The sequence below is a fragment of the Serratia plymuthica NBRC 102599 genome, assembly GCF_001590925.1.
Lineage (GTDB): Bacteria > Pseudomonadota > Gammaproteobacteria > Enterobacterales > Enterobacteriaceae > Serratia > Serratia plymuthica.
This window is the reverse complement of the sequence record NZ_BCTU01000003.1, coordinates 148,470-169,050: the sequence shown is the minus strand read 5'-3', so window position 1 is coordinate 169,050 and position 20,581 is coordinate 148,470. Positions and strand designations below refer to the sequence as shown.

At 57.0% G+C, this 20,581-nt stretch carries 21 protein-coding genes; 15 read left to right on the top strand and 6 right to left on the bottom strand.

The genetic code is table 11. The features are described 5' to 3' along the window. Positions 1–10: 10 nt before the first annotated feature. Positions 11–1,612 carry an L-aspartate oxidase gene (gene nadB / locus SPL01S_RS02715; RefSeq protein WP_174270193.1) on the bottom strand — a complete coding sequence of 534 codons (1,602 nt, stop codon included), beginning with the start codon at positions 1,610–1,612 and terminating at the stop codon, positions 11–13. A gap of 214 nt (positions 1,613–1,826) precedes the next feature. Here nadB and rpoE point away from each other — a divergent pair, with 214 nt between their 5' ends. From rpoE to rseC, 4 genes are read left to right on the top strand one after another with little or no spacing between them, the layout of a single operon-like run. After that, positions 1,827–2,402 (top strand): RNA polymerase sigma factor RpoE, encoded by a 576-nt coding sequence (gene rpoE, locus SPL01S_RS02710; RefSeq protein WP_004929136.1) that lies wholly within the window; start codon positions 1,827–1,829, stop codon positions 2,400–2,402. A gap of 30 nt (positions 2,403–2,432) precedes the next feature. Continuing rightward, positions 2,433–3,086, top strand: a complete 654-nt coding sequence (gene rseA / locus SPL01S_RS02705) for an anti-sigma-E factor RseA (protein ID WP_004953606.1) — start codon at positions 2,433–2,435, stop codon at positions 3,084–3,086. Continuing rightward, on the top strand, positions 3,086–4,045 hold the full coding sequence (gene rseB / locus SPL01S_RS02700; protein ID WP_013814182.1) for a sigma-E factor regulatory protein RseB: 960 nt from the start codon (positions 3,086–3,088) through the stop codon (positions 4,043–4,045). The genes rseA and rseB overlap by 1 nt, the downstream gene beginning before the upstream one ends. After that, the gene (gene rseC / locus SPL01S_RS02695) at positions 4,042–4,518 is read left to right on the top strand and encodes a SoxR-reducing system protein RseC (protein ID WP_006327382.1); all 477 of its coding nucleotides are present in this window, start codon (positions 4,042–4,044) and stop codon (positions 4,516–4,518) included. The genes rseB and rseC overlap by 4 nt, the downstream gene beginning before the upstream one ends. On the opposite strand, the gene SPL01S_RS02690 is transcribed toward rseC, so the two are convergent. Further along, positions 4,515–5,354 carry a hypothetical protein gene (locus tag SPL01S_RS02690; protein ID WP_063197438.1) on the bottom strand — a complete coding sequence of 280 codons (840 nt, stop codon included), beginning with the start codon at positions 5,352–5,354 and terminating at the stop codon, positions 4,515–4,517. The two genes, rseC and SPL01S_RS02690, sit on opposite strands and share 4 nt — an antisense overlap. A 541-nt stretch (positions 5,355–5,895) precedes the next feature. Here SPL01S_RS02690 and lepA point away from each other — a divergent pair. From lepA to acpS, 7 genes are all read left to right on the top strand, one after another. Continuing rightward, the gene (gene lepA / locus SPL01S_RS02685; protein ID WP_006318464.1) at positions 5,896–7,695 is read left to right on the top strand and encodes a translation elongation factor 4; all 1,800 of its coding nucleotides are present in this window, start codon (positions 5,896–5,898) and stop codon (positions 7,693–7,695) included. 32 nt (positions 7,696–7,727) lie between these two features. Then, positions 7,728–8,705 carry a signal peptidase I gene (gene lepB, locus SPL01S_RS02680; RefSeq protein ID WP_063197436.1) on the top strand — a complete coding sequence of 326 codons (978 nt, stop codon included), beginning with the start codon at positions 7,728–7,730 and terminating at the stop codon, positions 8,703–8,705. 182 nt (positions 8,706–8,887) lie between these two features. Further along, positions 8,888–9,568, top strand: coding sequence for a ribonuclease III (gene rnc, locus SPL01S_RS02675; protein ID WP_004953587.1), 681 nt, complete (start codon positions 8,888–8,890; stop codon positions 9,566–9,568). After that, complete coding sequence (era, locus tag SPL01S_RS02670) at positions 9,565–10,473, top strand: GTPase Era (RefSeq protein WP_004953584.1); 909 nt, start codon at positions 9,565–9,567, stop codon at positions 10,471–10,473. The genes rnc and era overlap by 4 nt, the downstream gene beginning before the upstream one ends. Positions 10,474–10,480: 7 nt before the next feature. Further along, the gene (gene recO, locus SPL01S_RS02665; RefSeq protein WP_004953582.1) at positions 10,481–11,212 is read left to right on the top strand and encodes a DNA repair protein RecO; all 732 of its coding nucleotides are present in this window, start codon (positions 10,481–10,483) and stop codon (positions 11,210–11,212) included. Between the two features lie 72 nt (positions 11,213–11,284). Next, the gene (gene pdxJ / locus SPL01S_RS02660) at positions 11,285–12,016 is read left to right on the top strand and encodes a pyridoxine 5'-phosphate synthase (protein ID WP_004953580.1); all 732 of its coding nucleotides are present in this window, start codon (positions 11,285–11,287) and stop codon (positions 12,014–12,016) included. Next, positions 12,016–12,396: a holo-ACP synthase gene (acpS, locus tag SPL01S_RS02655; RefSeq protein WP_004953578.1), complete on the top strand. Its 381-nt coding sequence runs from the start codon at positions 12,016–12,018 to the stop codon at positions 12,394–12,396. Before pdxJ ends, acpS begins: the two co-directional genes overlap by 1 nt. 215 nt (positions 12,397–12,611) lie before the next feature. Here the strand turns inward: acpS and SPL01S_RS02650 are convergent, their stop codons facing one another. Both SPL01S_RS02650 and SPL01S_RS02645 read right to left on the bottom strand, forming a co-directional pair. Beyond that, entirely contained in the window at positions 12,612–12,872 is a 261-nt protein-coding gene (locus SPL01S_RS02650) for a YfhL family 4Fe-4S dicluster ferredoxin (protein WP_063197434.1), read from the bottom strand. 53 nt (positions 12,873–12,925) lie between these two features. Continuing rightward, positions 12,926–13,774 (bottom strand): MurR/RpiR family transcriptional regulator, encoded by an 849-nt coding sequence (locus tag SPL01S_RS02645; protein WP_063197432.1) that lies wholly within the window; start codon positions 13,772–13,774, stop codon positions 12,926–12,928. A gap of 434 nt (positions 13,775–14,208) precedes the next feature. On the opposite strand from SPL01S_RS02645, the gene murQ reads away from it, so the two are divergent. The 3 genes from murQ to yfhb are packed head-to-tail and all read left to right on the top strand — an operon-like array spanning position 14,209 to position 17,152. After that, positions 14,209–15,102, top strand: a complete 894-nt coding sequence (gene murQ / locus SPL01S_RS02640; RefSeq protein ID WP_062868308.1) for an N-acetylmuramic acid 6-phosphate etherase — start codon at positions 14,209–14,211, stop codon at positions 15,100–15,102. Between the two features lie 19 nt (positions 15,103–15,121). After that, the gene (locus SPL01S_RS02635; protein ID WP_063197430.1) at positions 15,122–16,492 is read left to right on the top strand and encodes a PTS transporter subunit EIIC; all 1,371 of its coding nucleotides are present in this window, start codon (positions 15,122–15,124) and stop codon (positions 16,490–16,492) included. Between the two features lie 3 nt (positions 16,493–16,495). Further along, positions 16,496–17,152, top strand: a complete 657-nt coding sequence (yfhb, locus tag SPL01S_RS02630; protein WP_063197428.1) for a phosphatidylglycerophosphatase C — start codon at positions 16,496–16,498, stop codon at positions 17,150–17,152. 84 nt (positions 17,153–17,236) lie between these two features. Here the strand turns inward: yfhb and SPL01S_RS02625 are convergent, their stop codons facing one another. Next, the gene (locus tag SPL01S_RS02625; RefSeq protein ID WP_063197426.1) at positions 17,237–18,289 is read right to left on the bottom strand and encodes a DUF2157 domain-containing protein; all 1,053 of its coding nucleotides are present in this window, start codon (positions 18,287–18,289) and stop codon (positions 17,237–17,239) included. Between the two features lie 183 nt (positions 18,290–18,472). On the opposite strand from SPL01S_RS02625, the gene tadA reads away from it, so the two are divergent. Next, positions 18,473–18,979, top strand: a complete 507-nt coding sequence (tadA, locus tag SPL01S_RS02620; RefSeq protein ID WP_063197424.1) for a tRNA adenosine(34) deaminase TadA — start codon at positions 18,473–18,475, stop codon at positions 18,977–18,979. Here the strand turns inward: tadA and mltF are convergent, their stop codons facing one another. Beyond that, a complete protein-coding gene (mltF, locus tag SPL01S_RS02615) occupies positions 18,980–20,440 on the bottom strand; it encodes a membrane-bound lytic murein transglycosylase MltF (RefSeq protein WP_063197422.1) in 1,461 nt (486 codons plus the stop codon). Positions 20,441–20,581: the final 141 nt, after the last annotated feature.

The following is a 20,581-nucleotide window of genomic DNA, read 5'->3' as shown; positions in this document are numbered from 1 at the left end:
GCGGTGTCAATCATGGCTGCAGTATGGTCGGCAGCGCTTCCGGCAACATATCCGGATAGTCCAGCGTATAGTGCAGCCCGCGGCTTTCTTTGCGTTCCATGGCGCTGCGAACGATCAGTTCCGCTACCTGCACCAGGTTACGCAGCTCCAGCAGATTGTTGGAAATACGGAAGTTGGCGTAGTACTCATCGATTTCAGCTTGCAGCGTATTGATGCGGCGCAGCGCGCGTTCCAACCGTTTAGTGGTGCGCACGATCCCGACATAGTCCCACATGAATAGCCGCAGCTCATGCCAGTTGTGCTGAATCACCACCCGCTCGTCCGCATCGTCTACACGGCTTTCATCCCACTGCGGCAACTGTTTGGCCAGCTTGATAAACGGCAGGCGTAGTTTGATGTCCTCTGCCGCCGACCAGCCGTAGACCAGGCATTCCAGCAGCGAGTTGGATGCCATGCGGTTGGCGCCATGCAGGCCGGTGTAACTGACTTCGCCAATGGCGTAAAGCCCGTCCAGATCGGTACGGCCGTGCTGATCGACCATGACGCCGCCGCAGGTGTAATGCGCGGCGGGCACGATAGGGATCGGTTGTTTTGTCAGATCGAAGCCCAGCGTCAGCAATTTCTCATGGATCATCGGGAAGTGCTGGGTAATGAATTCAGCCGGTTTATGGCTGATATCCAGATACATGCAGTCCGCACCCAGGCGTTTCATTTCGTGGTCGATGGCGCGCGCTACAATATCGCGCGGCGCCAGTTCGCCCCGCGGGTCAAAATCGGGCATAAAGCGGCTGCCGTCCGGCCGTTTCAGATAGGCGCCTTCGCCACGCAGCGCTTCGGTCAGCAGGAAATTGCGCGCCTGCGGGTGGAACAGGCAGGTCGGGTGGAACTGGTTAAATTCAAGGTTGGCGACCCGACAGCCGGCGCGCCAGGCCATGGCTATACCATCCCCGGACGAGATGTCCGGGTTGGTGGTGTACTGATACACCTTGGCTGCCCCGCCGGTGGCCAGCACTACCGTTTTGGCGCGGTAGGTTTCCACCTGCTCGAGCTCGCGGTTCCAGACATAGGCGCCGACCACGCGGCGGGTGCCCGGCAGGCCGATTTTGTTCGAAGTGATCAGATCGACCGCGTTACGGCGCTCCATCACGCAAATATTAGGGTGGGTGCTTGCTTTCCCTACCAGGGTGGTCTCTACTTCTTTACCTGTAGCATCGGCGGCATGCAGAATACGGCGGTGGCTGTGCCCCCCCTCACGCGTCAGGTGGTAATGTTCCTCGCCCTGAGCATTGACTTCGGTGTCGAACAATACGCCCTGATCGATAAGCCATTGCACGCAGTGGCGCGCATTGCCGGCGATAAACTCAACGGCGTCCTTGTCACACAGGCCAGCTCCGGCAATCAAAGTGTCATCAACGTGTGAGGCAATACTGTCCGTCTCATCGAAAACCGCGGCGATCCCGCCTTGGGCATAAAATGTGGCGCCTTCGTTGAGCGGCCCCTTGCTGAGTACGGTAACCTTGCAATGCTGCGCGAGGCGCAGCGCCAGTGACAAACCCGCAGCACCGCTGCCGACGATCAAGACATCGCTAACATGTTCAGATGATGGTTGCATAACGTATGATGTGTGCAGAAGAAGAGTGAAATTCATGTTAGCCTAATTGTCCGGGCAAAAGCCACGGATTGGATGACATCAACAGAAAAAACAATGGCGATACGGAACTTCGTGTTCCGTATGAACTCCAAGCGAGTGCTTGCTCAGGAAAAGAATGTATGGCTGGCAGTACAATTTTACGCGTGGAGACGGATTTGGGGAGAATTTACCTCGGATGAGCGAGCAGTTAACGGATCAAGTTCTGGTTGAGCGGGTCCAAAAAGGCGATCAGAAATCGTTTAACTTACTGGTAGTGCGTTACCAGCATAAGGTTGCGAGCCTGGTTTCCCGATATGTACCGCAGGGCGATGTGCCCGATGTGGTGCAGGAGTCGTTCATTAAAGCCTATCGCGCACTGGAATCGTTCCGTGGGGATAGCGCTTTCTATACCTGGTTGTATCGAATTGCCGTGAACACGGCAAAGAATTATCTGGTTGCTCAGGGGCGTCGTCCGCCGTCCAGCGATGTGGATGCCAACGACGCTGAAAATTACGAAAGTGCGGGAGCACTGAAAGAAATTTCGAACCCTGAGAACTTAATGTTGTCAGAAGAGCTGAGACAGATAGTTTTCCGTACCATTGAGTCTCTCCCCGAGGATCTTCGCATGGCGATTACCCTCCGGGAGCTGGATGGTCTAAGCTACGAAGAGATAGCTGCCATCATGGATTGCCCGGTAGGAACCGTACGCTCGCGTATTTTCCGCGCCAGGGAGGCTATCGATAATAAAGTTCAACCGCTGATTCAACGTTAGCAATGGCGGACACAGGAAGGGTACTTAGGCATGCAGAAAGAAAAGCTTTCCGCTCTGATGGATGGAGAATCGCTCGACACTGAGCTGCTGAGCTCATTGTCAAATGACAGAGCGCTTCAACAAACCTGGCAGAGCTATCACCTGATACGCGACACACTACGGGGTGATATCGGACAAGTAATGCATCTCGATATCGCAGATCGTGTTGCTGCTGCACTTGAGAAAGAACCTGCACGTCTGGTTCCTTCCGCAGTGCCGGAGTCTCAGCCGCAACCGCACACCTGGCAGAAAATGCCGTTCTGGGACAAAGTGCGCCCCTGGGCCAGCCAGATCACTCAGATTGGCATGGCCGCCTGTGTTTCGCTGGCGGTGATTGTAGGCGTACAGCAATATAATCAACCGGCAGCGCAGCCTGGCGCAGCTGAATCACCGGCGTTCAACACCCTGCCGATCATGGGACAGGCGTCACCGGTTAGCCTCGGCGTACCGGCAGACAGTTTCTCCACCGGAAGCGGGCAACAGCAGCAGGTGCAGGAACAGCGCAAACGTATTAACGCCATGCTGCAGGATTATGAATTGCAACGTCGTTTGCATTCCGATCAGCTGCAGCTTGAGCAAAGCAACCCACAACAGGCTGCCGTTCAGGTTCCCGGAACCCAGTCTTTAGGAATGCAACAGCAGTAATGAAGCAACTTTGGTTCTCCGTCTGTCTATTGACGGGCAGCCTGCTCTACTCAAGCATCGCCCCGGCGCAGCCCACTGCTTCCGGGGCGTTGTTACAACAGATGAGCAGTGCCAGCCGTTCACTCAATTACGAACTCGCCTATATCAGCATCAGCAAGCAGGGGATTGAGTCGCTGCGTTACCGCCATGCGGTAATCGACAAGCAGCCACTGGGTCAACTTTTGCATATGGATGGGCCGCGCCGCGAAGTATTGCAGCGCGGTGAGGGCATCAGCTATTTTGAGCCAGGTCTGGAGCCCTTTACGCTGTCTGGCGATCATATCGTCGATGCGTTGCCGGCTATCGTCTACGCCGATTTTGACCGCCTGGCGAAATATTACGATTTCATCTCTGTCGGCAGCACCCGAATCTCCGATCGCCCCTGCGAGGTGATCCGTGTGGTTGCGCGTGATGGTTCGCGCTACAGCTATATCGTCTGGATGGATGTGGATACCAAGCTGCCGCTGCGGGTGGATTTACTCGATCGTGATGGCGAAACGCTGGAGCAATATCGGGTGATTTCGTTTGTGGTGGGGCCGGAAGTGCAAGGCGTGATGCAGGGGCTGATCAAGGCTAATCTACCGCCTTTGCTGTCGCTTCCTGCGGTAGACAACGTCAAACTGGGCTGGAGCACCGGCTGGTTGCCGGCCGGCGTGGATGAAGTGGCGCGTAATCGCCGTAAATTGCCGAACGTGACCGAACCTGTCGAGACGCGGCTATACAGCGATGGTCTGTTCAGTTTCTCGGTCAACGTCAGCCCGGCGGGCAGCGGTGCCGGTCAACAGTATTATCGCCAAGGGCGGCGTACTATTCAGACTGAAGTGCGTAACGGCAACGAGATCACCATCGTTGGCGAACTGCCGCCCGCGACGGCCAAGCGTATCGCTGACAGTATTTCCTTCAAGGTGTCACCACAATGATGAAAGAGTGGGCCACGGTGGTTTCGTGGCAACAGGGCGTGGCGCTGCTGCGCTGCGAACCCAAAGCCGGCTGCGGCAGTTGCAATGCCCGTTCGGGCTGTGGCGCGCGCGCGTTGAACGAACTGGTGCCGGAAACCGAACATCAGTTGCAGGTGCGTATCGAGCAGCCGCTTGAGCCGGGCCAGCGGGTTGAAGTGGGTATCGCCGAGGGCAGCCTGCTGCGTTCGGCTATGCTGGTCTATCTGACGCCTTTGCTGGGCATGATGCTAGGGGGGAGCCTGCTGCAATACTGGCTGGGCACCGATGCCTCCGCGGCGCTCGGCGCGCTGCTTGGCGGCGGCGCGGCCTTTATGTTGGCGCGTAGCCTGGCGCACCGCCTCGGCGAGCAGGCGAATTACCAACCCATAGTTCTGCAAATTGGTTTGCCGCCTGGGGCCATGCGCCTGCAGACGGACACTGAACCCCTGCGCTAAAACTGCTGCCGCGTCATCGCCGTATTATGATAGGCGGGGATGCGGTTGTAGATCATATGCTCCAGCAGCGCCATAAACAGATCGGCGCTCAGCAGCGAAAAATACCCGACCGTAAACAGCGCTTTGCCCTGATTATCCAGCAGGCGGATGATGCCGCGCTGCGTGTTATTCTCCAGCGTTCGGATCTGCTCAATTGGAATACTCCCCTGCGGCGTGATCAGCGCCGTAGCGCTCAGCCGCAGCGTTTGGGGCGTTTGCTTCTTGCGTTTGCCTGGCAGTAAATGGTTCAGCCAGAGGGCACTGCAACTCAGATAGCTAAACGATAGCACTTCCCCCTGATAAAGCGCATTCAGCGCCTGTGCTCCACGCAGCTGGATTTGTTGGCTGATAATGACATCGGCCAGCCGCCAGGAATGAGACAGATTGCTGAACACTGTGCACCAGGGTTGTTCGGCAGAAGTACGAAATGCCATCACGTTGCACAGTCCGCCAAACAAGCGCCCACCGCGAAAACGATAAATATCGCCAATTTTTTCAAAGGGGATAAACCGTTCTTTGTGGTTATGGTCATTAATCACCCGAACGCCGTGCTCATACAGACGATAAATCAGCGTTGGCCGCAGATAGTGGCGCAGCGCCAACAGACTGCCGCCGAGTAAAATAGTGGCTGCGCCGGTTTGCAGCAAGGTCAGTACCGCATTTTCATCCATGTTGCTCAGCAGCGGCAGCAACAGCAGCACCGCACCGACAGTTAACAGCAGCGCTGCCGCTGCCAGAATGCCCCAATTGACCTTGGAAAAATCGTGCCGGCTCAGCATTTGCCCTTTATCGATCATTACGCACCTTCCAATCAACGTACAGAGATATGCTGGTGAACTCCGGTGGGCATGCCGATGTAGTGCCCTGAATAATATTTTGTCGCGGAGTTCTGTCCCATTTCTATAGGAGGCTCCGAAGGGCGTATATGGGTATTTTCCGAAAGCCGGAGGGGAGGAATGCAATTCTAAGATGTTGATCCCAATATTATTTATTCCAGATTTAGGAAGGGGTTTATTGCGTTATCGGCGGTTATGTATTAGCGCCGAAGATGAAGGTATGCGCAGCACATGATTTCCGTTGATTCGGTGGTGCAGGCAGTGGTTTTTCATTCATCGGCTTTTGTTAACATCTTCTTTCACAACCTGGAGCGCCGTGTAACACTAAAGTGCGCATAATAGAATGCCTTCACTGCACCGATCGCTAGGTTTTCAGTGTTGTGGCATGTAGAATGCTGCGATTCAGGCGGAAGACGGCCGAACCCATTCACTGTCGCTTTAGGTCCATACGGGTTTCTATAGGCGAGTAATTCAGAAATACCAAGGCAGAAAAACTTTTATAATGAAGCATATACGAAATTTCTCCATTATTGCCCATATTGACCACGGTAAGTCGACGCTGTCCGACCGTATTATCCAAATTTGCGGTGGCTTGAGCGAACGCGAAATGGCTGCGCAGGTGCTTGATTCTATGGATCTTGAGCGCGAACGTGGCATTACCATCAAAGCGCAGAGCGTAACGCTGGACTACAAGGCGACAGACGGTCAAACCTATCAACTCAACTTTATCGACACCCCAGGGCACGTTGACTTCTCCTACGAAGTTTCTCGTTCGCTGGCTGCCTGCGAAGGCGCGCTGCTGGTGGTGGATGCCGGGCAGGGCGTAGAAGCTCAGACGCTGGCCAACTGTTACACCGCGCTGGATATGGATCTGGAAGTGGTGCCGGTACTGAACAAAATTGACCTGCCGGCCGCCGATCCCGATCGCGCCGCGCAGGAAATTGAAGACATCGTTGGCATCGACGCCACCGATGCGGTGCGCTGCTCGGCCAAAACCGGCGTCGGCGTGCCGGAAGTTCTCGAACGCCTGGTACGCGACATCCCACCGCCGGAAGGCGATCCTGAAGCGCCGTTGCAGGCCTTGATCATCGACTCCTGGTTCGACAACTATCTGGGCGTAGTTTCCCTGGTGCGTGTCAAGAACGGCACGATGCGTAAGGGCGACAAGATCAAGGTGATGAGCACCGGCCAGACTTATAACGCCGATCGCCTCGGGATCTTTACCCCGAAACGCGTCGATCGCGACGTGCTGAACTGCGGTGAAGTAGGCTGGCTGGTTTGCGCCATTAAAGACATCTTGGGCGCGCCGGTGGGCGATACCCTGACGCTGGCTCGTCAACCGGCAGACAAAGCGCTGCCAGGTTTCAAAAAAGTGAAGCCGCAGGTTTACGCAGGCCTGTTCCCGATCAGCTCGGACGATTATGAAGCCTTCCGCGACGCCTTGGGCAAACTGAGCCTGAATGACGCATCCCTGTTCTACGAGCCAGAGAGCTCCACCGCGCTGGGCTTCGGCTTCCGTTGTGGTTTCCTCGGCCTGCTGCACATGGAGATCATCCAGGAGCGTCTGGAGCGTGAATACGATCTGGAGCTGATTACCACCGCCCCAACGGTAGTTTATGAAGTTGAAACCACCGGCAAAGAAACCATTTACGTCGACAGCCCATCCAAGCTGCCGCCGCTGAACAATATCATGGAGCTGCGCGAGCCGATCGCCGAGTGTCACATGCTGATGCCGCAGGAATTCCTGGGCAACGTAATCACGCTGTGTATCGAAAAACGCGGTGTACAGACCAACATGGTCTACCACGGCAACCAGGTCGCGCTGACCTACGAAATCCCGATGGCGGAAGTGGTGCTCGACTTCTTCGACCGTTTGAAATCCACCTCTCGCGGTTACGCGTCACTGGATTACAACTTCAAACGCTTCCAGACGTCTGACATGGTGCGTGTCGACGTGCTGATCAACAACGAGCGCGTGGATGCGCTGGCGTTGATCACCCACCGCGACAACTCGCAGTACCGTGGTCGTGAGCTGGTGGAGAAGATGAAAGAGCTTATTCCGCGTCAGCAATTCGATATCGCCATTCAGGCCGCGATCGGCACCCATATCATCGCGCGTGCCACGGTGAAGCAGCTGCGTAAAAACGTTCTGGCTAAATGCTATGGCGGTGACGTCAGCCGTAAGAAGAAGCTGTTGCAGAAACAGAAGGACGGTAAGAAACGCATGAAGCAGGTCGGTAACGTTGAGTTGCCGCAAGAAGCGTTCCTGGCCATTCTGCACGTGGGCAAAGACAGCAAGTAACCGCGATAAGGTCGCGTAATTAGGGAGTTTGCATGGCGAATATGTTTGCCTTGATCCTGGCCATAGCCACATTGGTTACCGGGATCATATGGGCTTTTGAGCGCTTCAAATGGGCGCCGGCCCGCCGGCAGAAGATTGCGGCGGTGAATGCACAGGCTACGGGCGCCGTAGACGATAAAACGCTGGCGAAAGTGGCGAAGCAGCCAGGTTGGATCGAAACCGGCGCGTCGGTTTTCCCGGTATTGCTGCTGGTGTTTGTGGTGCGTTCGTTTATTTACGAACCTTTTCAGATCCCATCAGGTTCAATGATGCCGACGTTGTTGATTGGCGATTTTATTCTGGTGGAGAAATATGCCTATGGCATTAAAGATCCGATTACCCAGACCACGCTAATTGAAACCGGTCATCCGAAGCGCGGCGATATTGCGGTATTTAAATATCCGCTGGATCCGAAGTTGGATTATATCAAGCGCGTTGTAGGTCTGCCGGGTGACCGAGTGACTTACGATCCGGTTAATAAACGCGTGACCGTTCAGCCATCCTGTAATAACGGCCAGTCTTGCGATACCGCACTGGCGGTGACATACAACGATGCGCAACCAAGCGATTTTGTACAGATGTTCAGCCGCAGCGGCATGGGCGAAGCCAGCAACGGTTTCTACCAGATCCCATTGAGCGATAACGTGCCGCAGGGCGGTATTCGCCTGCGCGAGCGCCAGGAAACGCTGGGCACTGTCTCTCACCATATTCTGACCGTGCCGGGCACGCAGGATCAGGTGGGCGCTTACTACCAGCAGCCGGGTAACCAACTGGCGGAATGGGTTGTGCCGGCGGGGCATTACTTCATGATGGGTGATAACCGCGACAACAGCGCCGACAGCCGTTATTGGGGCTTCGTACCGGAGAAAAACCTGGTGGGTAAAGCCACGGCTATCTGGATGAGTTTTGAAAAGCAGGAAGGTGAATGGCCAACCGGCGTAAGGTTTAGCCGTATTGGTGGAATTCATTAACCGCGCGCTTATAAACGCAGCATTATATTTCCACTCGTTGTAGAATACCTCCTCGAGCGATAAAAAGTTGGCTCCCTGTTGGGAGCCACTGCAAACGAAACAGCTTTGGATTGGCTTTCGGCGAAGCAGGCCTGTTCCGTATGCTGCAAGTTTTTGACGCATTCTTGATCTATTGGTAACTCATGAACCCCATCGTAATAAACAGGCTGCAGCGGAAGCTGGGCTACACTTTTCAACAGCAGGAGCTCTTACTGCAAGCGTTGACTCACCGTAGCGCCAGCAGTAAACACAATGAACGTCTTGAGTTTCTGGGTGACTCTATTCTTAGTTTTGTCATCGCCAATGCGCTCTACCATCGTTTTCCTCGCGTAGACGAGGGCGATATGAGCCGCATGCGTGCCACGCTGGTGCGCGGCAATACGCTGGCAGAGATGGCGCGCGAGTTCGACCTGGGTGAATGTCTGCGCCTCGGGCCGGGTGAGTTGAAAAGTGGTGGATTCCGCCGCGAATCAATCCTGGCGGATACGGTGGAGGCATTAATTGGCGGCGTGTTCCTGGATAGCGATATCCAAAACGTCGAACGACTGATTTTGGACTGGTATCGTAGCCGGTTGGACGAAATCAGCCCCGGTGATAAGCAGAAAGACCCGAAAACCCGCTTGCAGGAGTTTTTACAAGGTCGTCATCTGCCGTTGCCTTCTTATCTGGTGGTGCAGGTTCGCGGTGAGGCGCACGATCAGGAGTTTACTATCCACTGCCAGGTGAGTGGTTTGAGCGAACCTGTAGTGGGTACCGGCTCAAGCCGCCGTAAAGCCGAACAGGCAGCAGCGGAACAAGCGTTGAAAAAGCTGGAGCTTGAATGAGCGAAGAAAAACAATACTGTGGTTTTATTGCGATAGTCGGTCGTCCCAACGTGGGCAAATCCACGTTGCTCAACCAACTGCTGGGGCAAAAGGTCTCCATCACCTCGCGTAAACCGCAGACGACCCGTCACCGCATTATGGGTATCGACACCGATGGCGCCTATCAGGCTATCTACGTCGACACCCCGGGTCTGCATATCGAAGAAAAACGCGCCATCAACCGTTTGATGAACCGCGCGGCCAGCAGCTCAATCGGCGACGTAGAGCTGGTGATCTTCGTGGTAGAAGGCACTAACTGGACTGCCGACGATGAAATGGTGGTCAACAAGCTGCGCAGTCTGAAATGCCCGGTCCTGCTGGCGATCAACAAGGTCGACAACGTTACCGACAAATCCAAGCTGTTGCCGCACATTGCGTTCTTGAGCCAGCAGATGAATTTCCTCGACGTGGTACCGATTTCTGCCGAAAAAGGCATGAATGTGGACACTATCGCCGCTATCGCGCGCAAACTGCTGCCGGAAGCGGAACACCACTTCCCGGACGATTACATCACCGACCGCTCCCAGCGCTTTATGGCGTCGGAAATCATCCGTGAAAAGCTGATGCGTTTCCTGGGTGAAGAGCTGCCTTACTCGGTTACGGTCGAGATCGAACAGTTTGTGCCGAACGAGCGCGGTGGTTACAACGTGCACGGGTTGATTCTGGTTGAGCGCGAAGGCCAGAAGAAAATGGTCATCGGCAACAAAGGCTCGAAGATCAAAACGATCGGTATCGAAGCTCGCCACGACATGGAACAGATGTTTGAAACCAAAGTGCATCTGGAACTGTGGGTGAAAGTGAAATCGGGCTGGGCGGACGACGAACGTGCGCTACGTAGCCTGGGCTATACCGACGACCTGAAGTAACTTCTCCATGGACGGCTGGGAGCGCGCTTTCGTCCTGCATGGGCGACCGTACAGTGAAACCAGCCTGATGCTGGACATGTTCACGGAAGGTCATGGGCGGGTGCGCTTGCTGGCAAAAGGCGCGCGCAGCCGCCGCTCCAATCTAAAGGGTTGTCTGCAACCCTTTACTCCCCTGTTAGTGCGCTGGGGCGGCCGTGGCGAAGTGAAAACGCTGCGTAACGCCGAAGCGGTTTCTCTCGGTTTACCCCTTAGCGGCATGATGCTGTACAGCGGCCTGTACGTGAACGAACTGCTGTCGCGGGTGCTGGAGCAAGAAGCCAACTACTCGGTATTATTCTTCGATTACCTGCAATGTTTGCAGGCGCTGGCGGCGGAAGACATTTCCCCGGAGCAGGCGCTGCGCCAGTTCGAATTGGCATTGCTGAATCACCTGGGCTATGGCCTTGATTTCCTGCACTGCGCCGGCAGCGGCCAGCCGGTGGACGATGGCATGACCTACCGTTACCGCGAGGAAAAAGGCTTTATCGCCAGCCTGGTGGTGGACCATTACAGCTTTACCGGCCGCGAGCTGCGTGCGTTGGCAGAGCGTCAGTTCCCCGATGCGCAAACCTTGCGTGCCGCCAAACGCTTCACCCGCATGGCGCTGAAACCCTACCTGGGCGGCAAACCGCTGAAGAGCCGCGAACTGTTTCGTCAGTTCGTCCGCAAGCAGCCGGATACGCCGGTCGACGACGCCTGACCTTTTCCCCTTTTGCGGCTCTGCGCCCGCGTGTAAACTGCTGGCACTGAAAATCGTTTTTAGAGGGTTGTCATGGCTGATTTGCTGCTGGGCGTTAATATCGATCACATCGCCACGTTACGTAACGCGCGCGGAACCCAATATCCGGATCCGGTTCAGGCGGCATTTATCGCCGAACAGGCGGGGGCTGACGGGATTACCGTGCACCTGCGTGAAGACCGCCGCCACATCACCGATCGCGACGTGCGTATTCTGCGTCAAACCATCCAGACGCGCATGAATCTTGAAATGGCCGTGACCGACGAAATGTTGGATATCGCCATTGAATTGAAGCCGCAGTTTTGTTGTCTGGTACCGGAAAAGCGCGAAGAAGTCACCACCGAAGGTGGGCTGGACGTTGCAGGGCAACAGGACAAAATGGCCGTGGCGGTGGAGCGCCTGGCACAGGCCGGCATTCTGGTGTCGTTGTTTATCGACCCGGATCATCGCCAGATTGATGCGGCGGTGGCGGTTGGCGCTCCCTATATTGAAATCCATACCGGCGCCTATGCCGAAGCCACAGGCGAGCTGGCGGTGAAGGCCGAGCTGCATCGTATTGCGGTCGCGGCTACCTATGCCGCCGGCAAGGGCCTGAAGGTCAATGCCGGTCATGGCCTGACTTACCATAATGTTCAACCGATAGCTGCGTTGCCGGAGATGTATGAACTGAATATCGGGCACGCCATTATCGGCCAGGCAGTAATGAGTGGGTTGCCGGCAGCGGTTGCCGACATGAAATTGCTGATGCGGGAAGCACGTCGCTAATGGCAGTGCTGGGGCTGGGTACCGACATCGTTGAGATGGCGCGCATCGAAGCCGTGGTGGAGCGCAGCGGCGATCGCCTGGCACGCCGTGTGCTGAGCGCGGCCGAGTGGGAGGTGTATCAGCAGCATCAGCAGCCGGTACGTTTTCTCGCCAAGCGCTTCGCGGTGAAAGAAGCGGCTGCCAAGGCTTTCGGTACCGGCATCCGCAACGGGCTGGCATTTAATCAGTTTGAAGTGTTCAATGACGGTCTCGGCAAGCCGAACATTCGCCTGCATGCTCGCGCAGCCGAGCTGGCGCAGGAGATGGGCATTACCGCCATCCACGTTTCGCTGGCGGATGAACGCCGTTATGCCTGCGCCACGGTAATTATCGAAGGGTAACGCGGTATCGGCCGTAAAACAAAAGGGCGCCTGTTGGCGCCCTGAGGTTGATGACAAAGTTGTCTTTGAGTCCGAGATACCCGGGCCTAGCGCACCGAGGGGCGCTCCGACGGCCAAGGCCGTTACGACCCCTTCGGCACGCTCTCCCTAATAACGGGCTTTGTCAGCCGTCTGAGGGGGGCCTGTTGGCGCCCTTGTCGATCGGAAGGTGGCGGTTACAGCCGATCGGCGTGATGCAGCATCACAAACTTGTCCCACAGCTGTTCGTTACTTTCACGGTGCTGCGGGTTAACCACAATGGTGTTATCGATCGGGCATACCTGCTGACAGGTTGGGATATCGTAATGGCCAACGCACTCGGTGCAGCGATCGGTGTCGATCTGGTAGATATCCTCCCCCATCGAAATGGCCTGATTCGGGCATTCCGGCTCGCACATATCGCAGTTGATGCATTTGCGTGTGATTAGCAGGGCCATGGTTTATCTCTCATCATTAATAGGGGTATTTTGCGCAGCGCGGATTATAACGTCTAAACCAGTTTTTTCACTAACTGTTCGCTGTGTTTGATACGGTCGCGGGCATGATCGAGATCGTGCTGAATCAAGGCCATGAACAGCAGGTCCGTGAGGGCGAACTGGGCGGTGCTGGAAGAAATAGCGGCGCTGCGGGTATTGGGTTCCTCTGCGATGGTATACAGGCAGTGATCGGCGCGTTGCTGCAGCCCGTTCGGCGAGAAACTGGTCAGCGCCAGCACCTTGGCCCCGGCCAGGCGGGCTTCCTCCGCCGCCAGGTTGATTTCCCGCCGTTCCCCGCTGAATGAGATCGCCAGCAGCAAATCCCGCTTGTCCAGTGCCTGTACTGCCGCCAGTTGGATGTGCATATCCGGCTCAGCTATCGCCATCACGCCAATTTTCAGCAGCTTGTAGGAGAAATCCTTGGCGACCAACCCGGAAGCACCGATCCCCACCAAAATGATCCTTCGCGCCTGGCGCAGCATATCCAACGCCTGATGCAGACGCTCTTCGCTATTGATATCCAGCGTGGCGCGCAACGCGGATTGCTTTTCCACCAACAGCTTTTCGCCGACCGTTTTCAGCGCATCGCTGCTGAGGATCCGGTTATGCACGGTGACCGCCGGCTCGGCCTGCGGCTGGGCCAGGGTTTCGCTCAGCGCCAGCTTCAATGCAGGAAAGCCTTTGTAGCCCATCTTCTGCGCAAATTTCACCACGCTCGACTGACTGACTCCAGCCAACTGTGCCAGCTTTTGCGAGCTGAGATGGCGTGCTTGCTGAGCATTATGCAGCAGGAAATCCGCCAGTTTGCGGTCGTTTTGAGCCAGCGTCGGATACATCTGACGAATGCGAAGAAGGGTACTCATAAGGTTGTGTCCCATAATTGATCGTGGCACCGTCGCAGACCCAAAAGTCCGTAATCAAGGCGGAGGGTGCAAAGCATAGCGGACCTATGTTTAAGCCCGACAACACAGAGTGCGGGCTTTTGGGGCGCGACCCGAAGGGCTGAGGCCATTTGAATGCGCACCTGTGTTACGAGCCGCTTATTTGGCCCACCAAACCTCACGACTCGTTCCTGGTTGCGCACTCACATGACCGCCAGCGGTGCTCACGTGCAACTATGGGGCACAACCCGTATTTCCCTGGAAACCAGCGGGTATTCTGCCACGCCGGTGGCGAAAACGCGCAGTGAAAATTTTTTGTGAGCTCGTCTTTAAAATAGCAAATAGTGCTCGCTTTAATGAATAAAATATTCAAATAATGTTTTTATGTTTGGAATTAAAAATTCAAAGGTAAACAAATGAACCTAGGCGCATTGGTATCTGAAACCCGTAACCCAGCCACCATGGGGCTGGATGAAATGTCGACGCTGGAGATGGTGAGCTGCTTTAACCGGGAAGACCGCAAGGTGCCGGAAGCGATTGAAAAAGTGCTCCCGGCCATCGCGGAGGCGGTGGATCTGGCGGCGGCGGCGTTGAAGGCCGGCGGCCGGTTGATTTATCTGGGGGCGGGTACCAGCGGCCGTCTTGGCGTGCTTGACGCCTCCGAATGCCCGCCCACCTTCGGCGTGCCGCATGGCAGGGTTGTTGGGCTGATAGCCGGTGGCCCGGGCGCGCTGCTGAAGGCGGTAGAAGGCGCAGAAGATGATGCAGCCCTGGGAGAGGCCGATTTGCAAGCGCTGACGCTGACGGCCACCGACATGGTGGTGGGGCTGGCGGCATCCGGGCGTACGCCTTATGTGATCGGTGCCTTGCGCTACGCGCGTCAGTTGGGGTGCCCGACGGCGGCGATTTCCTGTAATCCGGATTCACCCATCGCCCACGAAGCGCAGGTGGCGATTTCACCGGTAGTGGGACCGGAGGCGTTGACCGGCTCGACGCGCATGAAATCCGGCACCGCGCAAAAACTGGTGCTGAACATGCTGTCGACCGGCGCGATGGTCAAACTGGGCAAGGTATATCAGAACCTGATGGTGGACGTGAAAGCCACCAACGTAAAACTGGTGGATCGCGCCTGCCGCATCGTCGTGGAAGCCACCGGCGCCGAACGCAACCAGGCTGAGGCGGCTCTGACGCAGACCGGTTTTGAAGTCAAACCGGCGATTCTGATGATTCTGGCCGGTATTGGCGCTGAAGAAGCGCAGCGTCGCTTGCAGCAGCACGACGGCTATTTGCGTGCGGCATTGACGCGTTAAACCAAACTTGGGGCGGGCGATGGACAAGACAACGGCACTGGCAACACAGATACTGGCGGGGATTGGCGGCGAGGAGAATATCCTCAGGCTGGAGAACTGTATGACGCGGGTTCGTGTCGAAGTCCGCGACGAACTGCGCCTGGATTTACCGGCGCTCAAGCAGTTGCCGGGCGTTAAGGGCTATATCAAGCAGGGCGATCAGCATCAGTTTATTGTCGGTCCGGGCGCCGCCGCCAAGGTAGTGGACGCCATGCGTTCGCTGTTCAATGGTGCTGCTCCCACCGTGCTGGCGGGCGGTGATGATATCGCTCGTACCAAGGCGCAGGCCAAGCAGAAATACGCAGCCCCGATGAGTGGCGCACTGAAAAAACTGGCCGATGTCTTTATCCCGCTGATACCGGCGTTCATTGCCTCGGGCCTGATTACCGGCATCATCAACCTGCTGAAGCGGCCCGACATCGCCGGCGAGCTGGCGGTTAACTACCCCAACGTGCTCGGGTTGCTGGCGATTTTCGGTAGCGCGGTGTTCGCCATCATGAACATTTTGGTGGGAGTCAACGCCGCCCGGGTGTTTGGCGGTTCGCAGGCGATGGGCGGCGTGATGGCCGGCATTCTCTCCAGCCCGGCGCTGGCGCAGATTACGCTGTTCGGCGAGGCGTTGCAGCCGGGGCGCGGCGGGGTGATTGCGGTGCTGCTGGTGGTGGCGCTGATGTGTTGGGTGGAAAAACGTCTGCGCAACCTGCTGCCGGAGTCGATCGAGCTTATCCTCAATCCGCTGTTGACCACGTTGGTGACCGCGTCGCTGGCGATTATGATTTTGCAACCGCTCGGCGGCTACATCTCGGACGCCATCGCCCACGGTGCCAATCTGGCGATCGACAAGGGCGGGTTGCTGGTGGGCGCGGTACTGTCCGGGTTGTTCCTGCCGCTGGTGCTGTCCGGTCTGCATCAGGGATTGGTGCCGATACATGTCGAGCTGGTGCAGGCGCACGGCTCCAACCCGCTGCTGCCGATCCTGGCGATGGCGGGAGTGGGGCAAGTGGGGGCTGCATTGGCGGTATTAATGAAAACCCGCAACGCGCGCCTGAAAAAGGTGATCAAAGGGGCGCTGCCGGTCGGTATTCTCGGCATTGGCGAACCGCTGATTTTCGGTGTGACTTTGCCGCTGGGTAAGCCTTTTATTGCCGCCTGCCTCGGCGGCGCGGTGGGGGGCGCGCTGATCAGCTACTGGAAAGTGGCGACGGTGATTACCTTCGGTATTTCAGGTTTGCCTTTGGCGCTGACCATTGTCTCGGGTAAGGTGATGTTGTATCTGGCCGGTATGGTGATTACGATTGTGGCTGGATTTATTTTCACCTGGATAATGGGATTCAACGATCCTGAGGAGTAACGTTTGAGCGAGAAACAGAACCAGGAGGCCGTGGAAGGCCGCCGCGTGGTGTTCTTTGATCTGGACGGTACGCTGCATCAGGAAGACATGTTTGGCAGTTTCTTGCGTTTCTTGCTGCGTCACCTGCCGCTTAATCTGCTGTTGGTGGTGCCGCTGTTGCCGGTGGTCGGGCTGGCGATGTTGATAATGGGGCGCGCTGCGCGTTGGCCGATGAGCGTCTTGCTGTGGTCGATCACCTTTGGCCGTTCGGAGACCAGGTTAAAGGCGCTGGAACAGCAGTTCGTCAGCTATTTCCGCAATAAGGTGACGGCGTTTCCGGTGGTGCAAATGCGTCTGCGTCAGTACCTCGATGTGCACGATGCGCAGGTGTGGCTGATCACCGGTTCTCCGGAACGGCTGGTGGAGCAGGTTTATCGGGACTCCGCTTTCCTGTCGCGGGTGCGCCTGGTCGGCAGCCGCATTGTGCGCAGTTACGGCGGCTGGGTGTTGACTATGCGCTGTCTTGGCGTCCAGAAAGTGATGCAACTGGAGCAGCGTCTCGGCGCGCCGCTCAGGTTGTACAGCGGTTACAGTGACAGCAAGCAGGACAACCCGCTGCTGTATTTCTGCGAGCACCGTTGGCGGGTCAGCAAGCTGGGTGAGTTGCAGCAGTTGGAGTAAGCAAAGGGGCGGATTTCCGCCCTTTGCCGTTTATAGTCCCTCGGCTTTTCGAATTGCAGCGTGAAGGACGGTAGCCATAACGCCTTAATCATCGGTCAGATCGTGCGGCTTGCGCCCCAACTGCCATATTTTCTCCGCATAGTGCCCCAGCGCCCACAGGCTCAGACCGAGCACCACAAAGAAAATTGCCTTGGGCATGCTGTCCCAGAAAAACTCGAAGAAGCGGGTATAAAGGTTGATGCACAGGAAGGTCAGACCGAATCCGCGCAGCATGGCGTCATCACGTTTCAGCCCCAGCCAGATGACCACTGCGGCGGCGATGCCGAACAGCAGGCTCCAGTGGAACAGTTCGATCTGGCGCACGCTATACCAGCTGTCAAGATCGCCGTAATTGCCGAAGATCGACAGCAGCCACAGGGCGATAAACAAATACAGCAGCCCCATCGCCAGCGAAACCCGCTCCAGCCCACGCCGTGCAAGCAGCGGTTGCAGCAGCAATGCTGCGGCGATCAGGGCTGCGCCGAAGGCGATAAAGCGAATCGGGAAGCTCATGCCCAGCCAGTAAGCGCCCCAGCCGGACAGGTAACCGGTTTCGGCGCCGAAGGCGTTGCCGAGCGACAGCAGGGCAAACCACCACACCAGCCCGGAGCGGCTGAACCAGCCAATCAGGCCGTAAAGCAGAGCGGCGAACATCAGCAGCAATGAAACCCGGCCACTGCCGTTGTCCAGCCAGACGCCCATTTGCCACAGAGCGCAGGCGGTGAAGAGCACGGCAATGAACAGCGCGGCCTCATTACCGTAGCGTTTTTCCGGATGACGGCGACGACGGCGCAAGGCCCAGGTATAGGCCAGCGCGGCCAGTATGCCGGCCATCGCCATGCGAACCGGCGCATCGAAGCGGAACAAGCCGCTCAGCCAGTCCAACAGATCGCTGTCGGCGAACAGGCTGGTGATGGCAATGACCAGCGAGGCCAGTGCGGCGAGAAAGGCATAACGCGCCAGCCGCCGCCAGTCGAAAGGCTGGACTTCCACATGCTGCAACAACTGTTCTTGCTGTTGCACCGTCAGCGCGCCTTCGCCGACCCAGCCGTTCAGGGCTTTGCGTACCACGGCAGCGTTCTTCTTGCTGAATTTCATGTTTCTTATCCCTGATAACATCGCTATTCGTTCAGTATATACCCGTTGCATTTCAAGCCGCAGCGTTCGGCTCCGCACTCGGCCGGCAGGGGCGAATATATTCACCCCGGTTAACGCGGGCGCAGCATGCAGCGCACCTACTGTGTATAATGCCCGCCGCAAAAGCGCACGAGGAATTATGCGATGACTGAATATAACGATGAATACTGGATGCGCCAGGCGTTGCTGCTTGCCCAGCGTGCTCAGGAAGAAGGCGAGGTGCCGGTGGGTGCGCTGCTGGTGCTGGACAATCGGGTGATTGGCGAAGGCTGGAACCGGCCGATTGGCCGTCACGATCCTACCGCGCATGCGGAGATCATGGCGCTGCGGCAGGGCGGAGCGGTGTTACAGAACTATCGCCTGTTGAATGCCACGTTGTATGTCACCCTGGAGCCGTGCGTGATGTGCGCCGGCGCAATGGTTCACAGCCGCATTCGTCGGCTGGTGTACGGCGCGGCCGATGTGAAAACCGGTGCGGCAGGGTCGTTGGTGGATATTTTGCGCCATCCCGGCATGAACCATCAGGTGGAGATCGCTTCAGGCGTGCTGGCGGACGAATGCGCCGCGACGCTGAGCAACTTTTTCCGCCTGCGCCGCGAGCAGAAAAAAGCGCTTAAGCTGGCGCAACGTGCGGCGGATAAGCCGGAGTAATTAGTGGTTAAGCGCCAGTTCCGGTATAACGACCGGATAGCCTTCCCCCAGCGCCGCCTGTTCGGCCGCTTCCTGCGCCGCCTTCCTCTCTTTTTCTTGCAGATAGCCGACCAGGCTGACCTGATAGCGGCGAATGTTTTCCACGTAGTTATAAGCTTCGCGTCCGCGCGCATAGCCGTAGGTCAACTGCGGGTAATAACGTTTTTGGCTGAGCATCGGCAGGCGTTGTTTGACGTCCACCCAGCTGTCCGGGTTGCCTTTTTGCATTTTGGTCAGCTTGCGGGCGTCGAGCATATGGCCCCAGCCCATGTTGTACGCCGCCAGCGAGAACCAGATGCGTTCGTCTTCCGGCACGCTGTCGGGCACCTTGGCCATTAACCTCTGCAGGTAAAGTGCGCCGCCCTGAATGCTTTCCTCGGGATCCAGACGATCGTTGACCCCCAGGCCGTCGGCGGTGGCCCGCGTCAGCATCATCAGGCCGCGCACGCCGGTGGGCGAGGTTGCCTGCGGGTTCCAGTGCGATTCCTGATAGGCGATGGCCGCCAGCAATTTCCAGTCGATCTCATTGGCGTATTTTTCAAACAGCGAGCGGAAGGTCGGCAGCACCGAGTCGATGGCTGACAGAAAGGTTCGGGTATCGACGTAATCGAAACTGCCGACGTGGCCGAGATACTTCTCTTCCAGCCGCGCCAGTGTGCCGTCGTCCACCATCTGGCTATAGAAATCCAGCATCGCCGCATACAGGCTGTCGTCGTTGCCGCGCTTCAGATACCAGGTGACCGGCTCTTCATCGGTGACGTCGAACGCAACCGCCAGTTGCGGGTGGATGCGCTGCAGCAGGGCGATAGTCACAGAGTCGCCCAGGGTATAGTCCAGTTTGCCGTCGGCCACCTGTTCCAGCAGCTCTTTTGAGGTCAAATCGCTGGAGGCTTCCCAACTGAGGTCCGGGAATTTACTTTGCTTAAGCTGTTTCAGCGTGCTGACGTGCGCGGAACCGGAGGCGACCGCCAGCTTGCCTTTAATATCGGCAAAGGTTTTTGGCCGTGGGGTGCCCAGGCGATAGACCAACTGTTGGGATACGGAATAATAGGCCGGGCCGGTGCGAGCGCGGCTGAGGCGATCCTGGTTGTAGATCAGGCCGGCGGCCAGCAGGTCGGTGTCGTCATCGTCCAGATCGTCAAACAGGTCATTGATATTGTTATGCGGGATGACCACCAGCTTCACGCCCAGGTAATTGGCGAAGCGTTTCGCCAGCTCGTAGTCGAGCCCACCCGGCCCCTGCTTGGTGGTGAAATAGGTTAGCGGCGTGTTCAGCGTACTGATACGCAGCTCGCCACGGGATTTGATCTCTTCGAGCTGCCCACCCTGGCCGCCGCGCCAGGCAATATTGGGCCACAGGGCGAGCGCCAGAAGCAAGGTAACAACACCGATGAGAATGTAGTTTATTTTTAGGCGTTTCAAATAGTTATCCAGTGGTGGTACGGGTGCGCCGGTGACCGAGGGTCAGTCTTTTCTTATGGTTAAATCACCAGTGCGGGAGCATTTTGCGCAACAAAACGCCAGCGTGCAACTTTATTGACACGTTATGACAATTCGAGGGGG

Coding starts and splice junctions, on each gene's coding strand:
- nadB (WP_174270193.1), bottom strand. CDS start 1,612: ATGCAACCATCATCTGAACATGTTAGCGATGTCTTGATCGTCGGCAGC.
- rpoE (WP_004929136.1), top strand. CDS start 1,827: ATGAGCGAGCAGTTAACGGATCAAGTTCTGGTTGAGCGGGTCCAAAAA.
- rseA (WP_004953606.1), top strand. CDS start 2,433: ATGCAGAAAGAAAAGCTTTCCGCTCTGATGGATGGAGAATCGCTCGAC.
- rseB (WP_013814182.1), top strand. CDS start 3,086: ATGAAGCAACTTTGGTTCTCCGTCTGTCTATTGACGGGCAGCCTGCTC.
- rseC (WP_006327382.1), top strand. CDS start 4,042: ATGATGAAAGAGTGGGCCACGGTGGTTTCGTGGCAACAGGGCGTGGCG.
- SPL01S_RS02690 (WP_063197438.1), bottom strand. CDS start 5,354: ATGATCGATAAAGGGCAAATGCTGAGCCGGCACGATTTTTCCAAGGTC.
- lepA (WP_006318464.1), top strand. CDS start 5,896: ATGAAGCATATACGAAATTTCTCCATTATTGCCCATATTGACCACGGT.
- lepB (WP_063197436.1), top strand. CDS start 7,728: ATGGCGAATATGTTTGCCTTGATCCTGGCCATAGCCACATTGGTTACC.
- rnc (WP_004953587.1), top strand. CDS start 8,888: ATGAACCCCATCGTAATAAACAGGCTGCAGCGGAAGCTGGGCTACACT.
- era (WP_004953584.1), top strand. CDS start 9,565: ATGAGCGAAGAAAAACAATACTGTGGTTTTATTGCGATAGTCGGTCGT.
- recO (WP_004953582.1), top strand. CDS start 10,481: ATGGACGGCTGGGAGCGCGCTTTCGTCCTGCATGGGCGACCGTACAGT.
- pdxJ (WP_004953580.1), top strand. CDS start 11,285: ATGGCTGATTTGCTGCTGGGCGTTAATATCGATCACATCGCCACGTTA.
- acpS (WP_004953578.1), top strand. CDS start 12,016: ATGGCAGTGCTGGGGCTGGGTACCGACATCGTTGAGATGGCGCGCATC.
- SPL01S_RS02650 (WP_063197434.1), bottom strand. CDS start 12,872: ATGGCCCTGCTAATCACACGCAAATGCATCAACTGCGATATGTGCGAG.
- SPL01S_RS02645 (WP_063197432.1), bottom strand. CDS start 13,774: ATGAGTACCCTTCTTCGCATTCGTCAGATGTATCCGACGCTGGCTCAA.
- murQ (WP_062868308.1), top strand. CDS start 14,209: ATGAACCTAGGCGCATTGGTATCTGAAACCCGTAACCCAGCCACCATG.
- SPL01S_RS02635 (WP_063197430.1), top strand. CDS start 15,122: ATGGACAAGACAACGGCACTGGCAACACAGATACTGGCGGGGATTGGC.
- SPL01S_RS02625 (WP_063197426.1), bottom strand. CDS start 18,289: ATGAAATTCAGCAAGAAGAACGCTGCCGTGGTACGCAAAGCCCTGAAC.
- tadA (WP_063197424.1), top strand. CDS start 18,473: ATGACTGAATATAACGATGAATACTGGATGCGCCAGGCGTTGCTGCTT.